The organism is Streptomyces sp. NPDC087215 (assembly GCF_044744885.1).
Lineage (GTDB): Bacteria > Actinomycetota > Actinomycetes > Streptomycetales > Streptomycetaceae > Streptomyces.
Genome location: NZ_JBIUZD010000001.1, coordinates 128,510 through 142,949 on the forward strand (window position 1 = coordinate 128,510; position 14,440 = coordinate 142,949).

Genomic DNA, 14,440 nt, shown 5'->3' on the forward strand with positions numbered 1-14,440 from the left:
CGTACGCGCCCCGGCCCGTACGACCACGTCCACGGCCACCACCACGGCCGCGCACCGCCTCCCCGCCCGGCGGGGCCTCACATCGCCTTGATACCCCCTCACGGTATATTCGGCGCGGGAGGTTCATGACCGTGCGTGCACACCGGGTGGGACGCGGGCTGCGGACGGAGGGTGCGCTGGCGCACCTTCTGCTCGTCGTCGTGCTCGCGCTCGGGGTGTTCCTGATGCATACCGTCGGTCACCCCGAGGGGTCCGGCGGCGACCCGACGAGCAGTGCCGGGGCCGTCTCCTCCGGGGCCTCCGAAGCCTCCGGAGCCGGGTCCCACGGCTCCTCAAAAGCGGTCACCGTCGGTGTCTCCGGTGTCTCCGGTGTCTCCGGTGTCTCCGGTGTCTCCGGTGTCTCCGGTGTCTCCGGTGTCTCCGGTGTCTCCGCGATCATGGTCGCCGACTCCGCCGCCGCCCCCGGTGGCTCCCACCACGGCGGTGGGTCCGACGCCCGGCACGAGCCGGGGTCCGGAATGGACATGACCACCCTCTGCGTGGCCGTCCTCGCCGGATGGCTGCTCTCCTGCCTCGTCCGCGCCGCCCTGGGGCGCCACCCCGACTGGCTCACCCTCCTCCTCGTGCGGCTCGTCCCCGCACTCGGGCCGCACGCGCCCCCGCCCCGGCCCCCCGACCTCACCCGACTGTCCGTCCTGCGGATCTAGGCCGTACGCCACCGCGGGCGCCTCGCGCTGCCCGTGAACGTCTCGGCCACCTTTCCTTCCGCGTACGAACAGCACACGAGGTCTCACCATGCGTACCTTCACCCAGCGCACCGCCCGGAAGCTCGCCCTCGTCGGCGCCGTCACCGCGACCGGGCTCCTGCTCGCCGCCTGCGGCACGGACGACGGCATGAGCGGTACGGACCACAGCAGCACGTCGGCCTCCGCATCCGCCTCGGCCTCCGCTTCCACCGGGACGCCCTCCGGCGCGGCCACGGACGCCGCCGCCCCCGGCCCCTTCAACGACGCGGACGTGATGTTCGCGCAGATGATGATCCCCCACCACGAGCAGGCCCTGGAGATGGCGGAGCTCGCCGACGGGCGGGCCGAGGACTCCGAGGTCAAGTCGCTGGTCGCCGCGATCGAGAAGGCCCAGGACCCGGAGATCCAGAAGATGAAGGCCTGGCTGAAGGGCTGGAACAAGCCCGAGTCCGCCGGGCACGGCTCCGGCGGTCACTCCATGTCCGGAATGATGTCCGAGAAGGACATGAAGGACCTGGCCGCCGTCAAGGGCAAGGCCTTCGACCGCAAGTTCGCGGAGCTGATGATCGCCCACCACGACGGCGCGGTGGAGATGGCGAAGGAAGAGCAGAAGAACGGCTCCAACGCCACGGCGAAGGCCCTCGCCGACGACGTCGTACGCACCCAGTCCGACGAGATCTCCGCCCTGCGGAAGATCCTCGACCGGCTCTGAGCGGCTCCGTCCCTCCACTCCCCGGCCGCCGCGCGCCCGCGCGGGACGGCGGCCCGTCCCCCTTCCGGGGCGGGCCGCCGCGTCGCCGCGCCCACGCCCCGGCCCTCCGCTCACCAGGCGAAAGAACCATGACGAAGCATTTCTCCGCCCTCCCGGCCCGTGGCCTGCGGGGTGCCGCCGCGCTGGCCGCCACCGCGCTCGCCCTGACCCTCACCGCCTGCACGTCGTCCGACGGCGAACAGACCGGAAACACGTCCGGCTCCGGGACGGCCCTCAGCCACATCCACGGGCTCGGCGTCCGGGGCGACACCCTCTACGTCGCCACCCACCAGGGCGTCCACACCCCCGACGCCGCCGGACGTCCCACCCCGGTCGGCGACCGCCGGGACGACTTCATGGGCTTCACGATCGCCCCGGACGGCACCTTCCTCGCCAGCGGCCACCCGGCACCCGGCACCGGTGGCCCCGCCGACCTCGGGCTCGTCGCGTCCACCGACGCCGGACTCACCTGGCGGACCAGGTCGCTCGCCGGGAAGGTCGACTTCCACGCCCTGGACACCGCGTCCGACGCCACCGTCTACGGGTACGACAGCGCGAACGGCCTCCTGCGGGTCAGCGCCGACGGCGTCACCTGGGACGACCGGGCCGCACTGCGCGCCCTCGACATCGCCGTCTCCCCCGCCGCGCCCGGCACCGTGCTCGCCACCACCGAGACCGGTGTCGTCCGCAGCACGGACGGCGGCCGGACCTTCGCCCCCGCGGCGGACCGGGTCGTGGCGTACGTGGACTGGGCGGCGCCCGACGCCCTGTTCGCGGTCGATCCCGACGGCGTCCTGTACCGGGGGTCCGGCGGCGGCACCGGCTGGACCCGGGTGTCGGCCGTCCCCGGCGGCGCCCCGCAGGCACTGACCGTCGTGGACGCCCGGCGGCTGCTCGTCGCCACCCAGGACGGGGTGTACGAGTCCCGGGACGCGGGCCGCACCTTCACCCGGCGCGTGACCGTGACCTCGGGCAACGCGGGACACTGACGGGACCGACGGGGGGACGCCGTCACCGCGCACGGCGTCCCCCCGCCGACCGGCCTCCGGCACGACCCGGCGGTGAAGGTCTCTCACCTCACTCGATTCCATGGCGCGTCGTGGCGCACGAGCCGGACAGTGGGACCGGAAGCGTTCTCGTCACCGGCGCCATCGGCCGGGCCCACGCACAAGGGGCCGCTGTCGCTGACCGAACTGGGCGGAGGATGGCGGGACTCAGCAGTCCGGGTGTCCGGCGTCGACGTCGTCTCCCGGCTCGCGGTGCCGGCACGTGCGGCCAGTGGTCGACATCGCTCTGGCGGCCGTCGCCGTTGTGCTGTGGTGCACGTGATGCGCGGCGCGTACGAGCACCACCGCCTGGAACGGAACGCGGTCGAGCGTGCGGTCAACAGGGGGAAGGCGTGGCGAGGCATCGCCACGCGCTACGACAAGACCCCGGGGAGCTACCCGGCCGGGTCCCACCTCCCCCGCCTCGACGATCCGGGGCGGACCTCATGGGGCCGACTCCTTGATCACAACTGAATACGTACCGCACGCTCGTCGCCACCCGCCGCCGGGCGCCATGGCGTTGATCCTGGCCCCGAGGCGGCGGAACCGCCCGTGCTCACATCCCGCCGGCGATCCTCATCACCGTGCCGGTGGCGTAGGAGGCGTCGTCCGAGAGCAGCCAGGCGACCGCTCCGGCGATTTCCTCGGGCTTGCCGGCACGGCCCATCGGGACGATCTCCGCGACCTTGGCGGGCCGCTGCGGGTCGGCGTGGAAATCGGTCCAGATCGTGCCGGGGGCGACGCAGTTGACCCGGATGCCGTCGGCAGCCACCTCCTTGGACAGCCCGACGGTCATGGCGTCCACGGCGGCCTTCGCCGCCGCGTAGTGGACGTAGGTGCCGGGACTGCCGAGGGTCGCGGCGGCGGAGGAGATGTTCACGATCGCCCCGCCCGCGGTCATGTCGCCGATGGCCCGGCGGGCGCACAGCAGGTAACCCAGGATGTTGACCTCCAGGGCCTGCCGCATCCCCTCCGGGTCGGCGTCGGCCAGTGGTCCGACCGGCCCGCTCACCCCGGCGTTGTTCACCAGTCCGGTGACCGGGCCCAGATGCGCGGCGGCGGTGTCGAACAGCCGGTCCACGTCCGCCGCGTCGGCGGTGTCGACCGCGACCGCGACGGCCGCCCGGCCCAGCGCGCGCACCCCTTCGGCCACGCCCTGGGCCGCCTTGGCGTCCGACCGGTAACCGATGGCGACGTCGTGCCCCTCGGCCGCCAGCCGCAGACAGATCGCCGCTCCGATGCCCCGGCTGCCGCCGGTGACCACGGTCACCCGCTGCCGCTGCAGCTCTCCCTGTTCCGCCATGCCCGGTCCTCTGATCTGCTCATATGAATGATCGACTCGGGCAACCACTTTACCCAGACGGCTTCCGCGTCGATCCCCGCCCCGAGTGCCCGGTGTCACGACGGGTTGCGCGGGTGGGCGTGGCTCGCGGACCGGATCCGCACCTTCACGGCGCAGCACGGCCACCGACTGGGCGAAGGAACGCGGACTCAGCCCACTGGACGGGGCTGTCCAGGACGGCCCCGGCGCCACGATCGCACCAGAAACCGCAAGATCGTCCCACTGTGAACAGCGCTTACGGGGCAGGTCTTAGCCCCTGAAAGCCTCCAGGAGCCGGAGCCACACCTCGCTCAGGGTCGGGTACGAGGGGACCGCGTGCCACAGGCGGGCGATCGGGACCTCGCCGACGACCGCCACGGTCGCCGAGTGGACCAGCTCGCCGACCGCGGGGCCGACGAAGGTGACGCCGAGCAGCACCTCCCGGTCCAGGTCGACGACCATCCGCGCCCGGCCCCGGTAGCCCTGGGCGTACAGCCCCGCCCCCGCGACCTGCCGCATGTCGACGTCCACGGCCCGCGCCCGGTACCCGGCCCGCTCGGCCTCGGCGAGCGACAGGCCGACGGCGCCCGCCTCCGGGTCGCTGAACACCACCTGGGGGACGGCACCGTGGTCGGCGGTCGCCGTGTGCGGGCCCCAGGCCGTGTCGTCCGGCGCGGCGCCCCGGGCGCGGGCGGCGATCACGGCACCGGCGATCCGGGCCTGGTACTTGCCCTGGTGGGTCAGGAGCGCGCGGCGGTTGACGTCCCCGACCGCGTAGAGCCAGTCGGTGCCGGTGACCCGGAGGGTGTCGTCGACGTCGAGCCAGGCCCCCGGGGCGAGGCCGACCCGGTCCAGGCCGATGTCCTCGGTGCGCGGGGCCCGTCCGGTGGCGAAGAGCACCTCGTCGCCCTCGACGTGGTCGCCTCCTTCCAGGACCACGGTGACCGGTCCCGTACCCCCGTCGCGGACGACGGCGGTGACCGAGGTGCCGGTACGGATGTCGGCGCCTCGCGCCGTGAGCGCCTCGGCGACCCGCTCGCCGACGAAGGGTTCCATCCGGGGCAGCAGCCCGTCGCCCCGTACGAGCATCGTCACCTCGGCGCCGAGGGCCTGCCAGGCGGTGGCCATCTCCACGCCCACCACTCCTCCGCCGACCACGACCAGGCGCCCGGGGACCCGGTCGGCGCTGGTCGCCTCACGGCTGGTCCAGGGCCGGGCCCCGGAGAGACCGGGCAGCTCCGGGAGGAGGGCGCGGCTGCCGGTGCAGACGGCGACCGCGTGCCGGGCGACCAGGACCCGCCGCTCCCCCTCGGGCCCGGCGACCTCGACCCGGCAGGGGCCGAGGAGACGGCCGTGGCCCCGGAAGACTCGTACCCCGACGGAGTCCAGCCAGTCCAGCTGGCCGTCGTCCTTCCAGTGCCCGACGACCTCGTCCCGGTGGGCGAGGACCTCGGGGACGTCCAGCGGCCCCACCGCTCCGCTCAGTCCCGCGACCGCTCGGGCGTCGGAACGGGCGAGGGCGGGCCGCAGGAGCGCCTTGCTGGGCATACAGGCCCAGTAGGAGCACTCGCCGCCGATCAGCTCGCTCTCGACGATCGCGGCGCTCAGCCCGGCCGCCGCCACCCGGTCCACGACGTTCTCCCCCACCGGGCCGGCGCCCAGGACCACTACGTCGTACGTGTACTCGTCCGCTGCTTCGACCATTCGCGTCATGGCAGACAGTCTGCGGCAGGGGCCGGAATAGCGCGGCTCGATACACCGTTGTGCCGGTCGAGTCCCCAGGGGACCGTGAGGACACCGCCAGGAGCTCCCGAAAGGCAGGAAACATGAGCACCGTAGAGCTCACCAAGGACAACTTCGACGAGGTCGTGAGCGGAAACGGCTTCGTCCTGATCGACTTCTGGGCTTCGTGGTGCGGTCCCTGCCGTCAGTTCGGTCCGATCTTCGAAGCGGCGTCGGAGCGTCACCAGGACCTGGTGTTCGCCAAGGTGGACACGGAGGCGCAGCAGGAGCTGGCCAGCGCCTTCGAGATCCGTTCGATCCCGACCCTGATGATCGTCCGGGACAACGTGGCGGTCTTCGCCCAGCCGGGCGCCCTGCCGGAGGCCGCTCTGGAGGACGTCATCGGGCAGGCGCGGAAGCTGGACATGGACGAGGTCCGGAAGTCCGTGGCGGAGGCCCAGAGCAAGTGATCCACCGCGAGGGGGGTACGGGAGCTTCTCCCGTACCCCCCTCGTGTCATGCCCGCCGCCCCGCCCGCACGGGGCCGCCGCCCCCTCGCCGTGCGTGAGCCGCCCTCGGCTCTCGCGGGCGGGCAGCGGAGGGGGTTCCGGGCGCGACCGGGCAGGGGCTCGCGGGCGGGTCAGCGTTCCAGGACCAGGGCGAGGCCCTGGCCGACGCCGATGCAGAGGGCCGCGAGTCCGGTGCCGGAACCGGCCGCCGCGAGCTGGTGCGCCACCGATCCGGCGAGCCGCGCGCCGGAGGCGCCGAGCGGGTGGCCGAGGGCGATCGCGCCGCCGCGCGGGTTGACGATCTCCGGGTCGAGTTCCGGCCATTCGGCGAGGCAGCCGAGGGCCTGGGCGGCGAAGGCCTCGTTGAGTTCGAAGGTCCGCAGGTCCGCGAAGGACCGTCCGGCCTTGCCCAAGGCCCGCCGGACCGCCTCGACCGGGCCGAGGCCGAAGAGCTGCGGCTCGATGCCGGTGACGGCGGAGGCGCGGATCCGGGCGAGGGGCTCGCGGCCGGTCTCGCGCAGGCCCTCCTCGTCGACGAGGAGCAGGGCCGCCGCGCCGTCGTTGAGGGGTGAGGAGTTGCCCGCCGTGACGGTGCCGCCCTCGGGGCGGAAGGCGGGCTTGAGCTTGGCGAGTGCCTCCAGGGAGGTGTTGTCGCGGACGCATTCGTCGCGGCTGAGGTCCGCTCCCGGGAAGGGCACGACCTCGTCGTCGTACAGCCCCTTCGCCCAGGCGTCGGCGGCCTTGCGGTGGCTGGCGAGGGCGAAGGCGTCCTGCTGTTCGCGGCCGAGGCCGTGGCGGTCGGCGATCAGCTCCGCGCCCTCGCCGAGCGCGACGGTCCACTCGGCGGGCATACGCGGGTTGGTCATGCGCCAGCCGAGGGTCGTCGAGTGGAGCTGCTGGGGGCCCGCCAGGTAGGCCCGCTCGGGTTTCTGCAGCACCCAGGGGGCGCGGGACATCGACTCGACGCCGCCCGCGACGACCACCGAGGCGTCGCCGAGGGCGATGGCGCGGGCCGCCTGGACGACCGCTTCGAGGCCGGAGCCGCAGAGCCGGTTGACGGTGACGCCGGGGACGGTGACGGGGAGCCCGGCGAGGAGGACCGCCATCCGCGCGACGTCCCGGTTGTCCTCGCCCGCACCGTTGGCGTCGCCGAAGTAGACGTCGTCGACGCGGGCCGGGTCGAGCGCGGGTGAGCGGTCGACCAGTGCCCGCAGGACGTGCGCCGCGAGGTCGTCGGGGCGGACGGGGGCGAGGGCGCCGCCGAACTTCCCGATCGGGGTGCGGACGGCGTCGACGATGTAGACGTCGCGGATGCTCATCGGTTCTCTCCCACGTGACCTGCGGAACGGCTCTGTTCGCCCGATCTTTTCGTCCGACGAGATGATTTCTCGCCGGACCGCGCGCAGAGTCTCTGCCCCCGGGTCTTCCCTGTCAACGCCCCCTTTCGGGACAACCGACCGAACGGACGGACGGCGGCCTCGCGGGGCAGGGCGGGAGGGCCCTCGCCGGGCGCCCGACCGCCCGCATTCGGCGGCACCTGACGAAGCCGTCGAAGCCGTCGATGCCGTCGATGCCGTCGGCAGCGGCTCTCGGCCGGTCCTCGGCCGGTCCCTGTCCGGTCCCCGTCCGGTCCTCCACGGTCCCTGGGCACGGACGGGCCCGCGTCGCCCTCCTGTTCTCCGTCTTCCTTCGGACGGTCCCCCACGACCGCCGTACGACCGGGAGGCGCGGGCCCGTGCCCGGCGACCGCCGCCCTCAGTCCCCCGCCACCGGCCGCGCCAGCGCCGTCAGCCCGTAGTCCAGTTCGCGTCCGTCGACGAGGAGCGCCTCGACGGTCCGCGTCGCCGGGTCGACGTCGGCCCGTACGCCGTGCCCCTCGTAGAGGGGATAGCCCGACTCGCCGTACCGCCCGGTGGCCTCGACGACGGCCGTGCGGACGGCGCTGTCGGTCACCGACGCGCCGCCCCGGTCCTCGACGTGCGAGGGCACCAGCAGGATCTCGAACCGCTTCGGAACAGTGCTCATGCTCCGACGCTAAGCGCTCAGCCGGACTCGCGCCGGACGACCCGCGACTCCATCAGGGAGTGGGTGCGGGGCGCCGCCTCCGGCTCCCGTACGGCCCGGTCGACCAGCTCCGCCAGTTCCCGGCCGAGCACCATGTCGATGCGCACGGTGCTGAGCCGGGGGCGCAGCAGCCGCCCGAGGAGGAGGTCGTCGGCGCCGATGACGGCGGTGTCGCCGGGCACGTCGACGCCCGCGTCCTGGAGCGCCCGCATCAGGAGCATCGCGTACTCGTCGTTGTAGGTGAAGACGCCGTCGAGGCCGAGTGCGCGCCAGCGCCCGGCGAGTTCGGCGGCCGGCTCCTCCTCGTACCGCAGGGGCAGGGGTACGACGGTGGCGCCGGTGCCCTCGGCCGCGCGGCGCGCGCCGTCGAGGCGGGGTCCCGCGAACATCGCGAGCCCCGGTTCCTCCGGTACGACCACGCCGATCCGGCGCCTGCCGCCCGCCAGGAGGTGGGCGGTGGCCGCCTCGCCGATCCGGCCCTGGTCCATGACGAGGGCGTGGGCCCCTTCGACGCTGCGGGTGCCGAGGGTGATCACGGCCTTGGCGCCGGAGCGCTTCAGGATCTCGACGCCCTGGGCGGTGAGCTGGATCTCGCCGAGCGAGACGACGGCGACCGGGCGGAGTTCGGCCCAGGCGCGGGCGGCCTCCTCGGCTTCGAGGCCGACGCTGCCGTACTGGACCACGGTGTAGTCGAGGCGGCGCAGGGCCCCCTGGAAGTCGTCGAGGAAGCGGCTGTAGAGGGGGCCGACCGGGACGTGCGCGGCGGGCAGCAGCACCATCCGGCTGTGGCCCGCGCGCAGGCTGCGGGCGGCGGCGTGCGGGACGTACCCCAGTTCCTCGGCCGCCTCGCGCACCCGGCGCCGGGTCGGTTCGCTGATGCGGACGGCCGAGGTGTTGTTCAGGACGTACGAGACGGTGGCCCGGGAGACGCCCGCGAGGCGGGCGACGTCGGCGCTGGTCGGGACCGATCGCCCGGCGGGGCGTTCGGGGGACTGTTCGGTTGGCTGGCTCATCGCTCCGGCATCTTTCCAGAACAATCCGGCTCAGGGTCTGGCGGATGGCCGGATTTGAGTGCTAAACACTGCTCACACGTGTCACTGACACGTGTAATCCTCTCGTCTCGATCCGTTTCTCGCCCCTTCGTCGGGCGATCTCCCCCAGGAGGGCACCGTGGCCCTTTCCTCCCCCGGCCCCGGCACCACCGGCGCGGCCGACCCGGCACAGCCCACCGCCGACGGCACGGGCTCGCCCGCGCCCGGCCGTCCCACCCGTGGTCTGCTGTCCCTGCTCCTCGCCGGGAACACCGCCATGTACGCCCTGTACATCGGCGTCCCCGGTATGCTCCTCGCCCTCCAGATCGAGGACATCGACCCCGCCGGGAAAGTGGCCAACTTCGGACTGGTGTCCGGCATCTCCGCCATCTTCGCCACCGTCTTCAACCCGGTCGCGGGCGCCCTCTCCGACCGCTCGGGGCGACGCAACCCGTGGATCCTCGCGGGCGGTCTGCTCGTCCTGCCGGTGATGCTGCTCCTCGGCGGCGTCCACTCGATCCTGCTCGTCACCATCGTCTGGTGCCTCGGCCAGGCCGTCATGAACGTCTACCAGGCGGCCCTGACCTCCGTGGTGCCCGACCGGGTGCCGACGGCCGCCCGGGGCAGGGCGTCGGCCGCCGTCGGTCTCGGCCTCCCCCTCGGTTCCACCGTCGGCGCCCTCGTCGGCGCCGCCTTCTCCGAGCAGTACCGCACCGGCTACCTCGTGTTCGGCGCGATCGTCGCCGTCACCGCCGTCCTCTTCACCGCCTGCGCCCCCGAGCGCAGGATGCCCGCCAGGGCGCCGGTGCCGGTCCGCGCCCAGATCGCGGCCTTCGGCGACGCGCTCCGGCACCACGACTTCCGCTGGGCCTTCATCGGCCGCGCCCTGCTGGTCCTCGGCTACTTCTCGGTGGCCGGATTCCAGCTGTACATCCTCAAGGACCACACCGTGCTGCCCGCCGGGCTCAGCGCCGAGGAGGCGGTGGCGATCCTGATGCCGGTCGGCTCCGTCGCCATGATGGTGTCCACCGTGCTCGGCGGCTGGCTCTCCGACCGGTTCGACCGGCGCAAGCTCTTCGTGGGCGCCTCCGCCGCGCTGGCCGCCGTCGCCCTGCTCGTGCCGGCCGTCTCGTCGAGCTGGACCGCGATGCTCGCCTTCTCCGTCGTCAACGGACTCGGCTTCGGCTGCTACATGGCCGTCGACACCGCCCTCGTGACCATGGTCCTGCCCAAGGCGGAGGACGCGGCGCGGGACATGGGCGTGCTCAACGTCGCCAACGCGGGGCCGCAGATCGTGGCCCCGTTCGTCGCCTCCCTCGTCGTCTCGCTCAGTGGCGGGTACACGGCGCTCTTCCTGGTCGCCGCCGTACTGTCGGTGCTCGGCGCACTCGCCGTGCGCCCCATCCGCAGCGTGCGCTGACCCGCGTCGGCGCACGCGCCTCCGTCAGAAAGGCGGCACCGTGCGCCTGCACACCACCACGTGGGGATCCGGGGACCGGATCGCCCTGCTCGTCCACGGCATCATGGCCGACCACCGCACCTGGCGGCGGGTCGGGCCCGCGCTCGCCGCGCGCGGCTACCGGGTGATAGCGGTCGACCTGCGGGGGCACGGGGCCAGCGCGCGGGCCGCGGGCCCGGAGGAGTACCGGCCGTCGGACTACGCCGACGACCTCGTCGAGACCCTCCCGGCGGGGGCGGAGCTGGCCGTCGGCCACTCGCTGGGCGGACTCGTCCTGGCCGGTGCCCTCGACCGGCTGCGCCCGGCCCGCGCGGTCTACTCCGACCCCGCCTGGCACCTGCGCGCCTACCGGGCCGAACTCTTCGTCCTGGGCAAGTCGATGACCCGGGAGCAGATCAGGGTGTTCAACCCGCACTGGAGCGACGAGGACCTCGACACCGAGATGGCCTCGGTACGGCTCTGGGACGAGCGGTCCGCCCACGGTCTGAACCCGTTCGTGGGGGCCGATCTGTGGCCGGAGGCGCCGACCGTGCCCTCACTGGTCACCCTCGCCGACCCGAGCATGTTGATCTCGCCCGACGACGCCCGGATGCTGGCGGAACGCGGCTTCACCGTCCGTACGGTGGAGAAGGCGGGCCACAGCATCCACCGGGACGACTTCGAAGGGTTCATGTCCGCGCTGGACGAGTGGATCTGACGTACCGTTCGGTCATGGACGACGCGTCGATGGACTCCTCGATGGTGGGGCTGCTCGGCCGGGTGACCGGCACCGTCGGACCCGGCCTCGTGGGCGAGGTGATCGTCCGGATCAGGGGCGGCGCCGAGCACTTCCTCGCCCATCCGGCCGCGCCGAAGGAACGGATCGAGGTCGGCACGGTCGTGACGGTCATGGAACATCTCCCTCCACGCACCGTCTATGTCACAGCCGCGTACGACAGTTGACCGGACCGTTGAGCGACGCCCGGCACGGGCGCACACTCCCTTTCACCGGGTCCGCACCGGATCCGGTGAAGGGGGACCCTGCCCATGAACATCGGCATCCTGGCGGGCGCCGTCGTCGGCGCCTTCGCCGTCCTCGTCGTCGTGTTCAAGATGATGTGGCGCGTCGCGGAACCCAACGAGGCGCTGATCATCTCCGGTTCCAACCACAAGAACGAAGGTCTCGGCGCGGGCATGGGGTTCCGCATCGTGACCGGTCGCGGCACCCTCGTCACGCCCGGCGTGCAGGCGGTGCGCAAACTCTCGCTCGACCTCAACGAGACCCAGCTGTCCGTGGAGTGCGTCACCCACCAGGGCATTCCGCTGAAGGTCCGCGGGGTGGTCATCTTCAAGGTCGGTGACGACTTCGTGTCGATCGCCAACGCCGCCCGCCGCTTCCTCGATCAGCAGAAGCTCATGTCGGAGCGGGTGCACATCGTCTTCGCCGGTCATCTCCGGGCCATCGTCGGCGGGTTGACCGTCGAGGACATGATCCGTGACCGGGAGAAACTGACCGGACAGGCCAGGTCGGCCTGTGGCACGGAGATGGAGAAGCTCGGTCTGATCGTCGACTCCCTCCAGATCCACGAGATCGAGGACCCGACCGGATACATCAAGAACCTCGCCGCGCCGCACGCGGCCGCCGTCCAGCGGGACGCGCGCATCGCGCAGGCGGAGGCGAACCGGCGGGCCACCGAGGCCGAACAGCAGGCCGCCGCCCGGATGTCGGAGGCCACCCGCGACAGCGAGATCCTCCAGGCGGGCTACCAGGCGGAGCGGGACCAGGCGTCCGCGCGGGCCCGGCAGGCCGGACCGCTGGCCGACGCCGCCTCCCGCCAGGAGGTCGTCGTCCAGGAGACCCGGGTCGCCGAACTGGAGGGCCTCCGCAAGGAACAGCAGCTCCAGGCGGAGGTGCGCAAACCGGCCGACGCCATGGCGTACGAGACCCGGACGCTGGCCGCCGCCGAGCGTGACGCCCGGATCTCGGCGGCCGAGGCCGAGGCGAAGGAGACCGAGCTGGCGAGCGCGGCGAAGGCCACGGCGACGCGGCTCACGGGTGAGGCCGAGGCGGCGGCGCAGCACGCCAAGGGGCTCGCGGTCGCGGAGGCGACCCGGGCGAAGGGCCTGGCGGAGGCCGAGGCGATCAAGGCGCGGGCGGCGGCGCTCGCGGAGAACCAGGAGGCGGTGGTCGCGCAGCAACTGGCCGAGAAGTGGCCGGAGATCGTCTCGGCGGGCGCGTCCGCATTCGGGAACGTGGACCAGATGGTGCTCCTGAACGGCGCCGACGGCATGGCGGACGTCTTCACCAAGGCGCTGACCATGGGCGGGACCGGTCTCGGTCTGGCCCGTCAACTGCTCGCCACGATGAACCCGGGCTCCCAGGACCGGCCGGGGGCGACGCCCCCGGTGGGCCCGGTGACGACGGAGAGCGTGGAGATCACCGTCGGCGACGCGAAGTAGCGAGGACGCCCGTACGGGGACCCGGAAGGGGTACGCGTACGGGGAAGGAGGGTACGCGTAACGGGGACGGGCCCGGTGCCGAGACGGCACCGGGCCCGTGGCCCTTCCGCTTCCCCGCGTCCCGTGTCGGTGGCCCGGTCTCCTGGCGGCCCGGTAGGTGCCAGGTCGCTCCGGGGCCGCCCCGGCCTTCGCCCGGTCCGGCTCAGTTGTGGCCGAACTTGCGTTCCTTGCGGTGGGACGCGTGCTCCACGAGGGGCATGGTGGTCTCGGTCTTGGGGACCGCGGCGGACTGTTCCTTCGCCGTGGCGTCGCTCCGGTGCTCGTGGCCGCCGGTGCGCGCTCCCTTGTTCGTACGGGTCTGTTTCCTGCCCACGATCGTGCCTCCCGTGACGGGTTTCGGACAGTGGTCCGTATCCCTTCAGCCTGGCACGGGGGCATCGGGGCCGCATGTCAGGCGGGTGCGACGAGGACCCGGGTGAAGGCGGCGAGGGTCGGCGTGTCCCGGGCGCGGTCCAGGACGGCGAAGACGATCTCCTCGAAGTGACCCGCGAACCGTCCTTCCCCGGTGAGCAGGGCCCGGAAGGCGCCCGCGACCTGCTCGGGGTCGTTGCGGAAGACGCCACAGCCCCAGGCTCCGAGGACGAGGCGCCGGTACCCGCTGGCGGCGGCGGTCTCCAGGACCCGCTCGGCGCGGGAGGCGAGGGCGGCGGGCAGCAGGGCGGCCCGTTCGGGGGTGCGGCCGCGGACGACACCCGCGTTGGGGGCGGGCGAGGTGAGGAATCCGACGGTGAAGGGGGCGGCGAGGAGCGCACCGCCCTCGTCGCGGAAGACCGGGACGCGGGGCGAGTGGATGACCCGGTCGGTGTAGAGGACGTCGCGGTCCTCGCGGTGGTGGGCGTAGTAGGCGGGGGCGCGGAGCAGGGTCGCGTGGAGGGCGGAGGCGCGGCAGAGCGCCTCCTCCTGGGCCTGGGCACCGTTGAGGTAGCCGCCGCCGGGATTGCGGGCGGAGGCGAAGTTGAGGACGGCGACCGGTCGGGCGGCGTCGGCGGCGGTCATCCTGCGGGCGGCGGCGAGGCTGCTCTCGGGGGTGACGTCGAGGGTGGGGGTGCGGTCGGTGTCCGGAGTGACGGGGACGGGACCGGGGCCGTGGAGCCGGGTTCCGGCCAGTGCGGCCGCCAGGTCCTCGACGAGGGAGACGGTCCGGCCGTCGGGGGCCCGGTAGTGGCCCGCGGCGACGATCTCCTCGGTCTGGCGCGCGAGGGCGCGCAGTCGTGCGCTCATGTCCCCAGCTTGATCGTTCCCTTCGGGGCGGGACAACGGGTTTTCCGGGGGTGCCGCGCCGTCCGCGCCGG

General features: G+C 73.3%; 15 protein-coding genes. 8 read left to right on the forward strand and 7 right to left on the reverse strand.

Going from position 1 to position 14,440, the window contains the following annotated elements; translation table 11 throughout:
- The first annotated feature begins 125 nt into the window (after window positions 1-125).
- From ACIO92_RS00505 to ACIO92_RS00515, 3 genes are all read left to right on the forward strand, one after another.
- The gene (locus ACIO92_RS00505) at window positions 126-707 is read left to right on the forward strand and encodes a hypothetical protein (protein WP_402280632.1); all 582 of its coding nucleotides are present in this window, start codon (window positions 126-128) and stop codon (window positions 705-707) included.
- An 88-nt stretch (window positions 708-795) separates the two neighbouring features.
- On the forward strand, window positions 796-1,458 hold the full coding sequence (locus ACIO92_RS00510; RefSeq protein WP_401236064.1) for a DUF305 domain-containing protein: 663 nt from the start codon (window positions 796-798) through the stop codon (window positions 1,456-1,458).
- A gap of 128 nt (window positions 1,459-1,586) precedes the next feature.
- Complete coding sequence (locus ACIO92_RS00515; protein ID WP_366440856.1) at window positions 1,587-2,486, forward strand: F510_1955 family glycosylhydrolase; 900 nt, start codon at window positions 1,587-1,589, stop codon at window positions 2,484-2,486.
- Window positions 2,487-3,099: 613 nt separating this feature from the next.
- On the opposite strand, the gene ACIO92_RS00520 is transcribed toward ACIO92_RS00515, so the two are convergent.
- Together ACIO92_RS00520 and ACIO92_RS00525 are read right to left on the reverse strand one after the other, a co-directional pair.
- Complete coding sequence (locus ACIO92_RS00520) at window positions 3,100-3,846, reverse strand: SDR family NAD(P)-dependent oxidoreductase (protein WP_401236066.1); 747 nt, start codon at window positions 3,844-3,846, stop codon at window positions 3,100-3,102.
- Between the two features lie 288 nt (window positions 3,847-4,134).
- Complete coding sequence (locus ACIO92_RS00525) at window positions 4,135-5,577, reverse strand: dihydrolipoyl dehydrogenase family protein (RefSeq protein WP_402280629.1); 1,443 nt, start codon at window positions 5,575-5,577, stop codon at window positions 4,135-4,137.
- A gap of 113 nt (window positions 5,578-5,690) precedes the next feature.
- Here ACIO92_RS00525 and trxA point away from each other — a divergent pair, with 113 nt between their 5' ends.
- The gene (trxA, locus tag ACIO92_RS00530) at window positions 5,691-6,056 is read left to right on the forward strand and encodes a thioredoxin (RefSeq protein WP_366440853.1); all 366 of its coding nucleotides are present in this window, start codon (window positions 5,691-5,693) and stop codon (window positions 6,054-6,056) included.
- A 170-nt stretch (window positions 6,057-6,226) separates the two neighbouring features.
- On the opposite strand, the gene ACIO92_RS00535 is transcribed toward trxA, so the two are convergent.
- From ACIO92_RS00535 to ACIO92_RS00545, 3 genes are all read right to left on the reverse strand, one after another.
- Window positions 6,227-7,414 carry a thiolase family protein gene (locus ACIO92_RS00535; RefSeq protein WP_402280627.1) on the reverse strand — a complete coding sequence of 396 codons (1,188 nt, stop codon included), beginning with the start codon at window positions 7,412-7,414 and terminating at the stop codon, window positions 6,227-6,229.
- Between the two features lie 436 nt (window positions 7,415-7,850).
- A complete protein-coding gene (locus ACIO92_RS00540; protein ID WP_366440851.1) occupies window positions 7,851-8,120 on the reverse strand; it encodes a hypothetical protein in 270 nt (89 codons plus the stop codon).
- 17 nt (window positions 8,121-8,137) lie between these two features.
- Window positions 8,138-9,172, reverse strand: coding sequence for a LacI family DNA-binding transcriptional regulator (locus tag ACIO92_RS00545; RefSeq protein ID WP_401236071.1), 1,035 nt, complete (start codon window positions 9,170-9,172; stop codon window positions 8,138-8,140).
- 157 nt (window positions 9,173-9,329) lie between these two features.
- Between ACIO92_RS00545 and ACIO92_RS00550 the strand changes: the two genes are divergently transcribed.
- The 4 genes from ACIO92_RS00550 to ACIO92_RS00565 all read left to right on the forward strand — a co-directional run bounded on the left by ACIO92_RS00550 (window position 9,330) and on the right by ACIO92_RS00565 (window position 13,088).
- A complete protein-coding gene (locus tag ACIO92_RS00550) occupies window positions 9,330-10,610 on the forward strand; it encodes an MFS transporter (protein WP_366440849.1) in 1,281 nt (426 codons plus the stop codon).
- 40 nt (window positions 10,611-10,650) lie between these two features.
- A complete protein-coding gene (locus ACIO92_RS00555; RefSeq protein ID WP_366440848.1) occupies window positions 10,651-11,346 on the forward strand; it encodes an alpha/beta fold hydrolase in 696 nt (231 codons plus the stop codon).
- Window positions 11,347-11,360: 14 nt separating this feature from the next.
- The gene (locus ACIO92_RS00560) at window positions 11,361-11,591 is read left to right on the forward strand and encodes a hypothetical protein (RefSeq protein WP_351784595.1); all 231 of its coding nucleotides are present in this window, start codon (window positions 11,361-11,363) and stop codon (window positions 11,589-11,591) included.
- Between the two features lie 84 nt (window positions 11,592-11,675).
- On the forward strand, window positions 11,676-13,088 hold the full coding sequence (locus ACIO92_RS00565) for a flotillin family protein (RefSeq protein ID WP_402280623.1): 1,413 nt from the start codon (window positions 11,676-11,678) through the stop codon (window positions 13,086-13,088).
- A 202-nt stretch (window positions 13,089-13,290) separates the two neighbouring features.
- Here ACIO92_RS00565 and ACIO92_RS00570 read toward each other — a convergent pair whose 3' ends face one another.
- Both ACIO92_RS00570 and ACIO92_RS00575 read right to left on the reverse strand, forming a co-directional pair.
- Window positions 13,291-13,461: a hypothetical protein gene (locus tag ACIO92_RS00570; RefSeq protein ID WP_366440846.1), complete on the reverse strand. Its 171-nt coding sequence runs from the start codon at window positions 13,459-13,461 to the stop codon at window positions 13,291-13,293.
- 77 nt (window positions 13,462-13,538) lie between these two features.
- Window positions 13,539-14,369, reverse strand: coding sequence for a TIGR02452 family protein (locus ACIO92_RS00575; RefSeq protein ID WP_402280621.1), 831 nt, complete (start codon window positions 14,367-14,369; stop codon window positions 13,539-13,541).
- Between the last annotated feature and the right edge of the window lie 71 nt (window positions 14,370-14,440).

Excerpts from the sequence above, each read along its gene's own strand:
- ACIO92_RS00560 (WP_351784595.1), top strand. The coding sequence starts at position 11,361 with ATGGACGACGCGTCGATGGACTCCTCGATGGTGGGGCTGCTCGGCCGG.
- ACIO92_RS00515 (WP_366440856.1), top strand. The coding sequence starts at position 1,587 with ATGACGAAGCATTTCTCCGCCCTCCCGGCCCGTGGCCTGCGGGGTGCC.
- ACIO92_RS00575 (WP_402280621.1), bottom strand. The coding sequence starts at position 14,369 with ATGAGCGCACGACTGCGCGCCCTCGCGCGCCAGACCGAGGAGATCGTC.
- ACIO92_RS00525 (WP_402280629.1), bottom strand. The coding sequence starts at position 5,577 with ATGACGCGAATGGTCGAAGCAGCGGACGAGTACACGTACGACGTAGTG.
- ACIO92_RS00520 (WP_401236066.1), bottom strand. The coding sequence starts at position 3,846 with ATGGCGGAACAGGGAGAGCTGCAGCGGCAGCGGGTGACCGTGGTCACC.
- ACIO92_RS00510 (WP_401236064.1), top strand. The coding sequence starts at position 796 with ATGCGTACCTTCACCCAGCGCACCGCCCGGAAGCTCGCCCTCGTCGGC.
- trxA (WP_366440853.1), top strand. The coding sequence starts at position 5,691 with ATGAGCACCGTAGAGCTCACCAAGGACAACTTCGACGAGGTCGTGAGC.
- ACIO92_RS00505 (WP_402280632.1), top strand. The coding sequence starts at position 126 with ATGACCGTGCGTGCACACCGGGTGGGACGCGGGCTGCGGACGGAGGGT.
- ACIO92_RS00565 (WP_402280623.1), top strand. The coding sequence starts at position 11,676 with ATGAACATCGGCATCCTGGCGGGCGCCGTCGTCGGCGCCTTCGCCGTC.
- ACIO92_RS00545 (WP_401236071.1), bottom strand. The coding sequence starts at position 9,172 with ATGAGCCAGCCAACCGAACAGTCCCCCGAACGCCCCGCCGGGCGATCG.
- ACIO92_RS00540 (WP_366440851.1), bottom strand. The coding sequence starts at position 8,120 with ATGAGCACTGTTCCGAAGCGGTTCGAGATCCTGCTGGTGCCCTCGCAC.
- ACIO92_RS00535 (WP_402280627.1), bottom strand. The coding sequence starts at position 7,414 with ATGAGCATCCGCGACGTCTACATCGTCGACGCCGTCCGCACCCCGATC.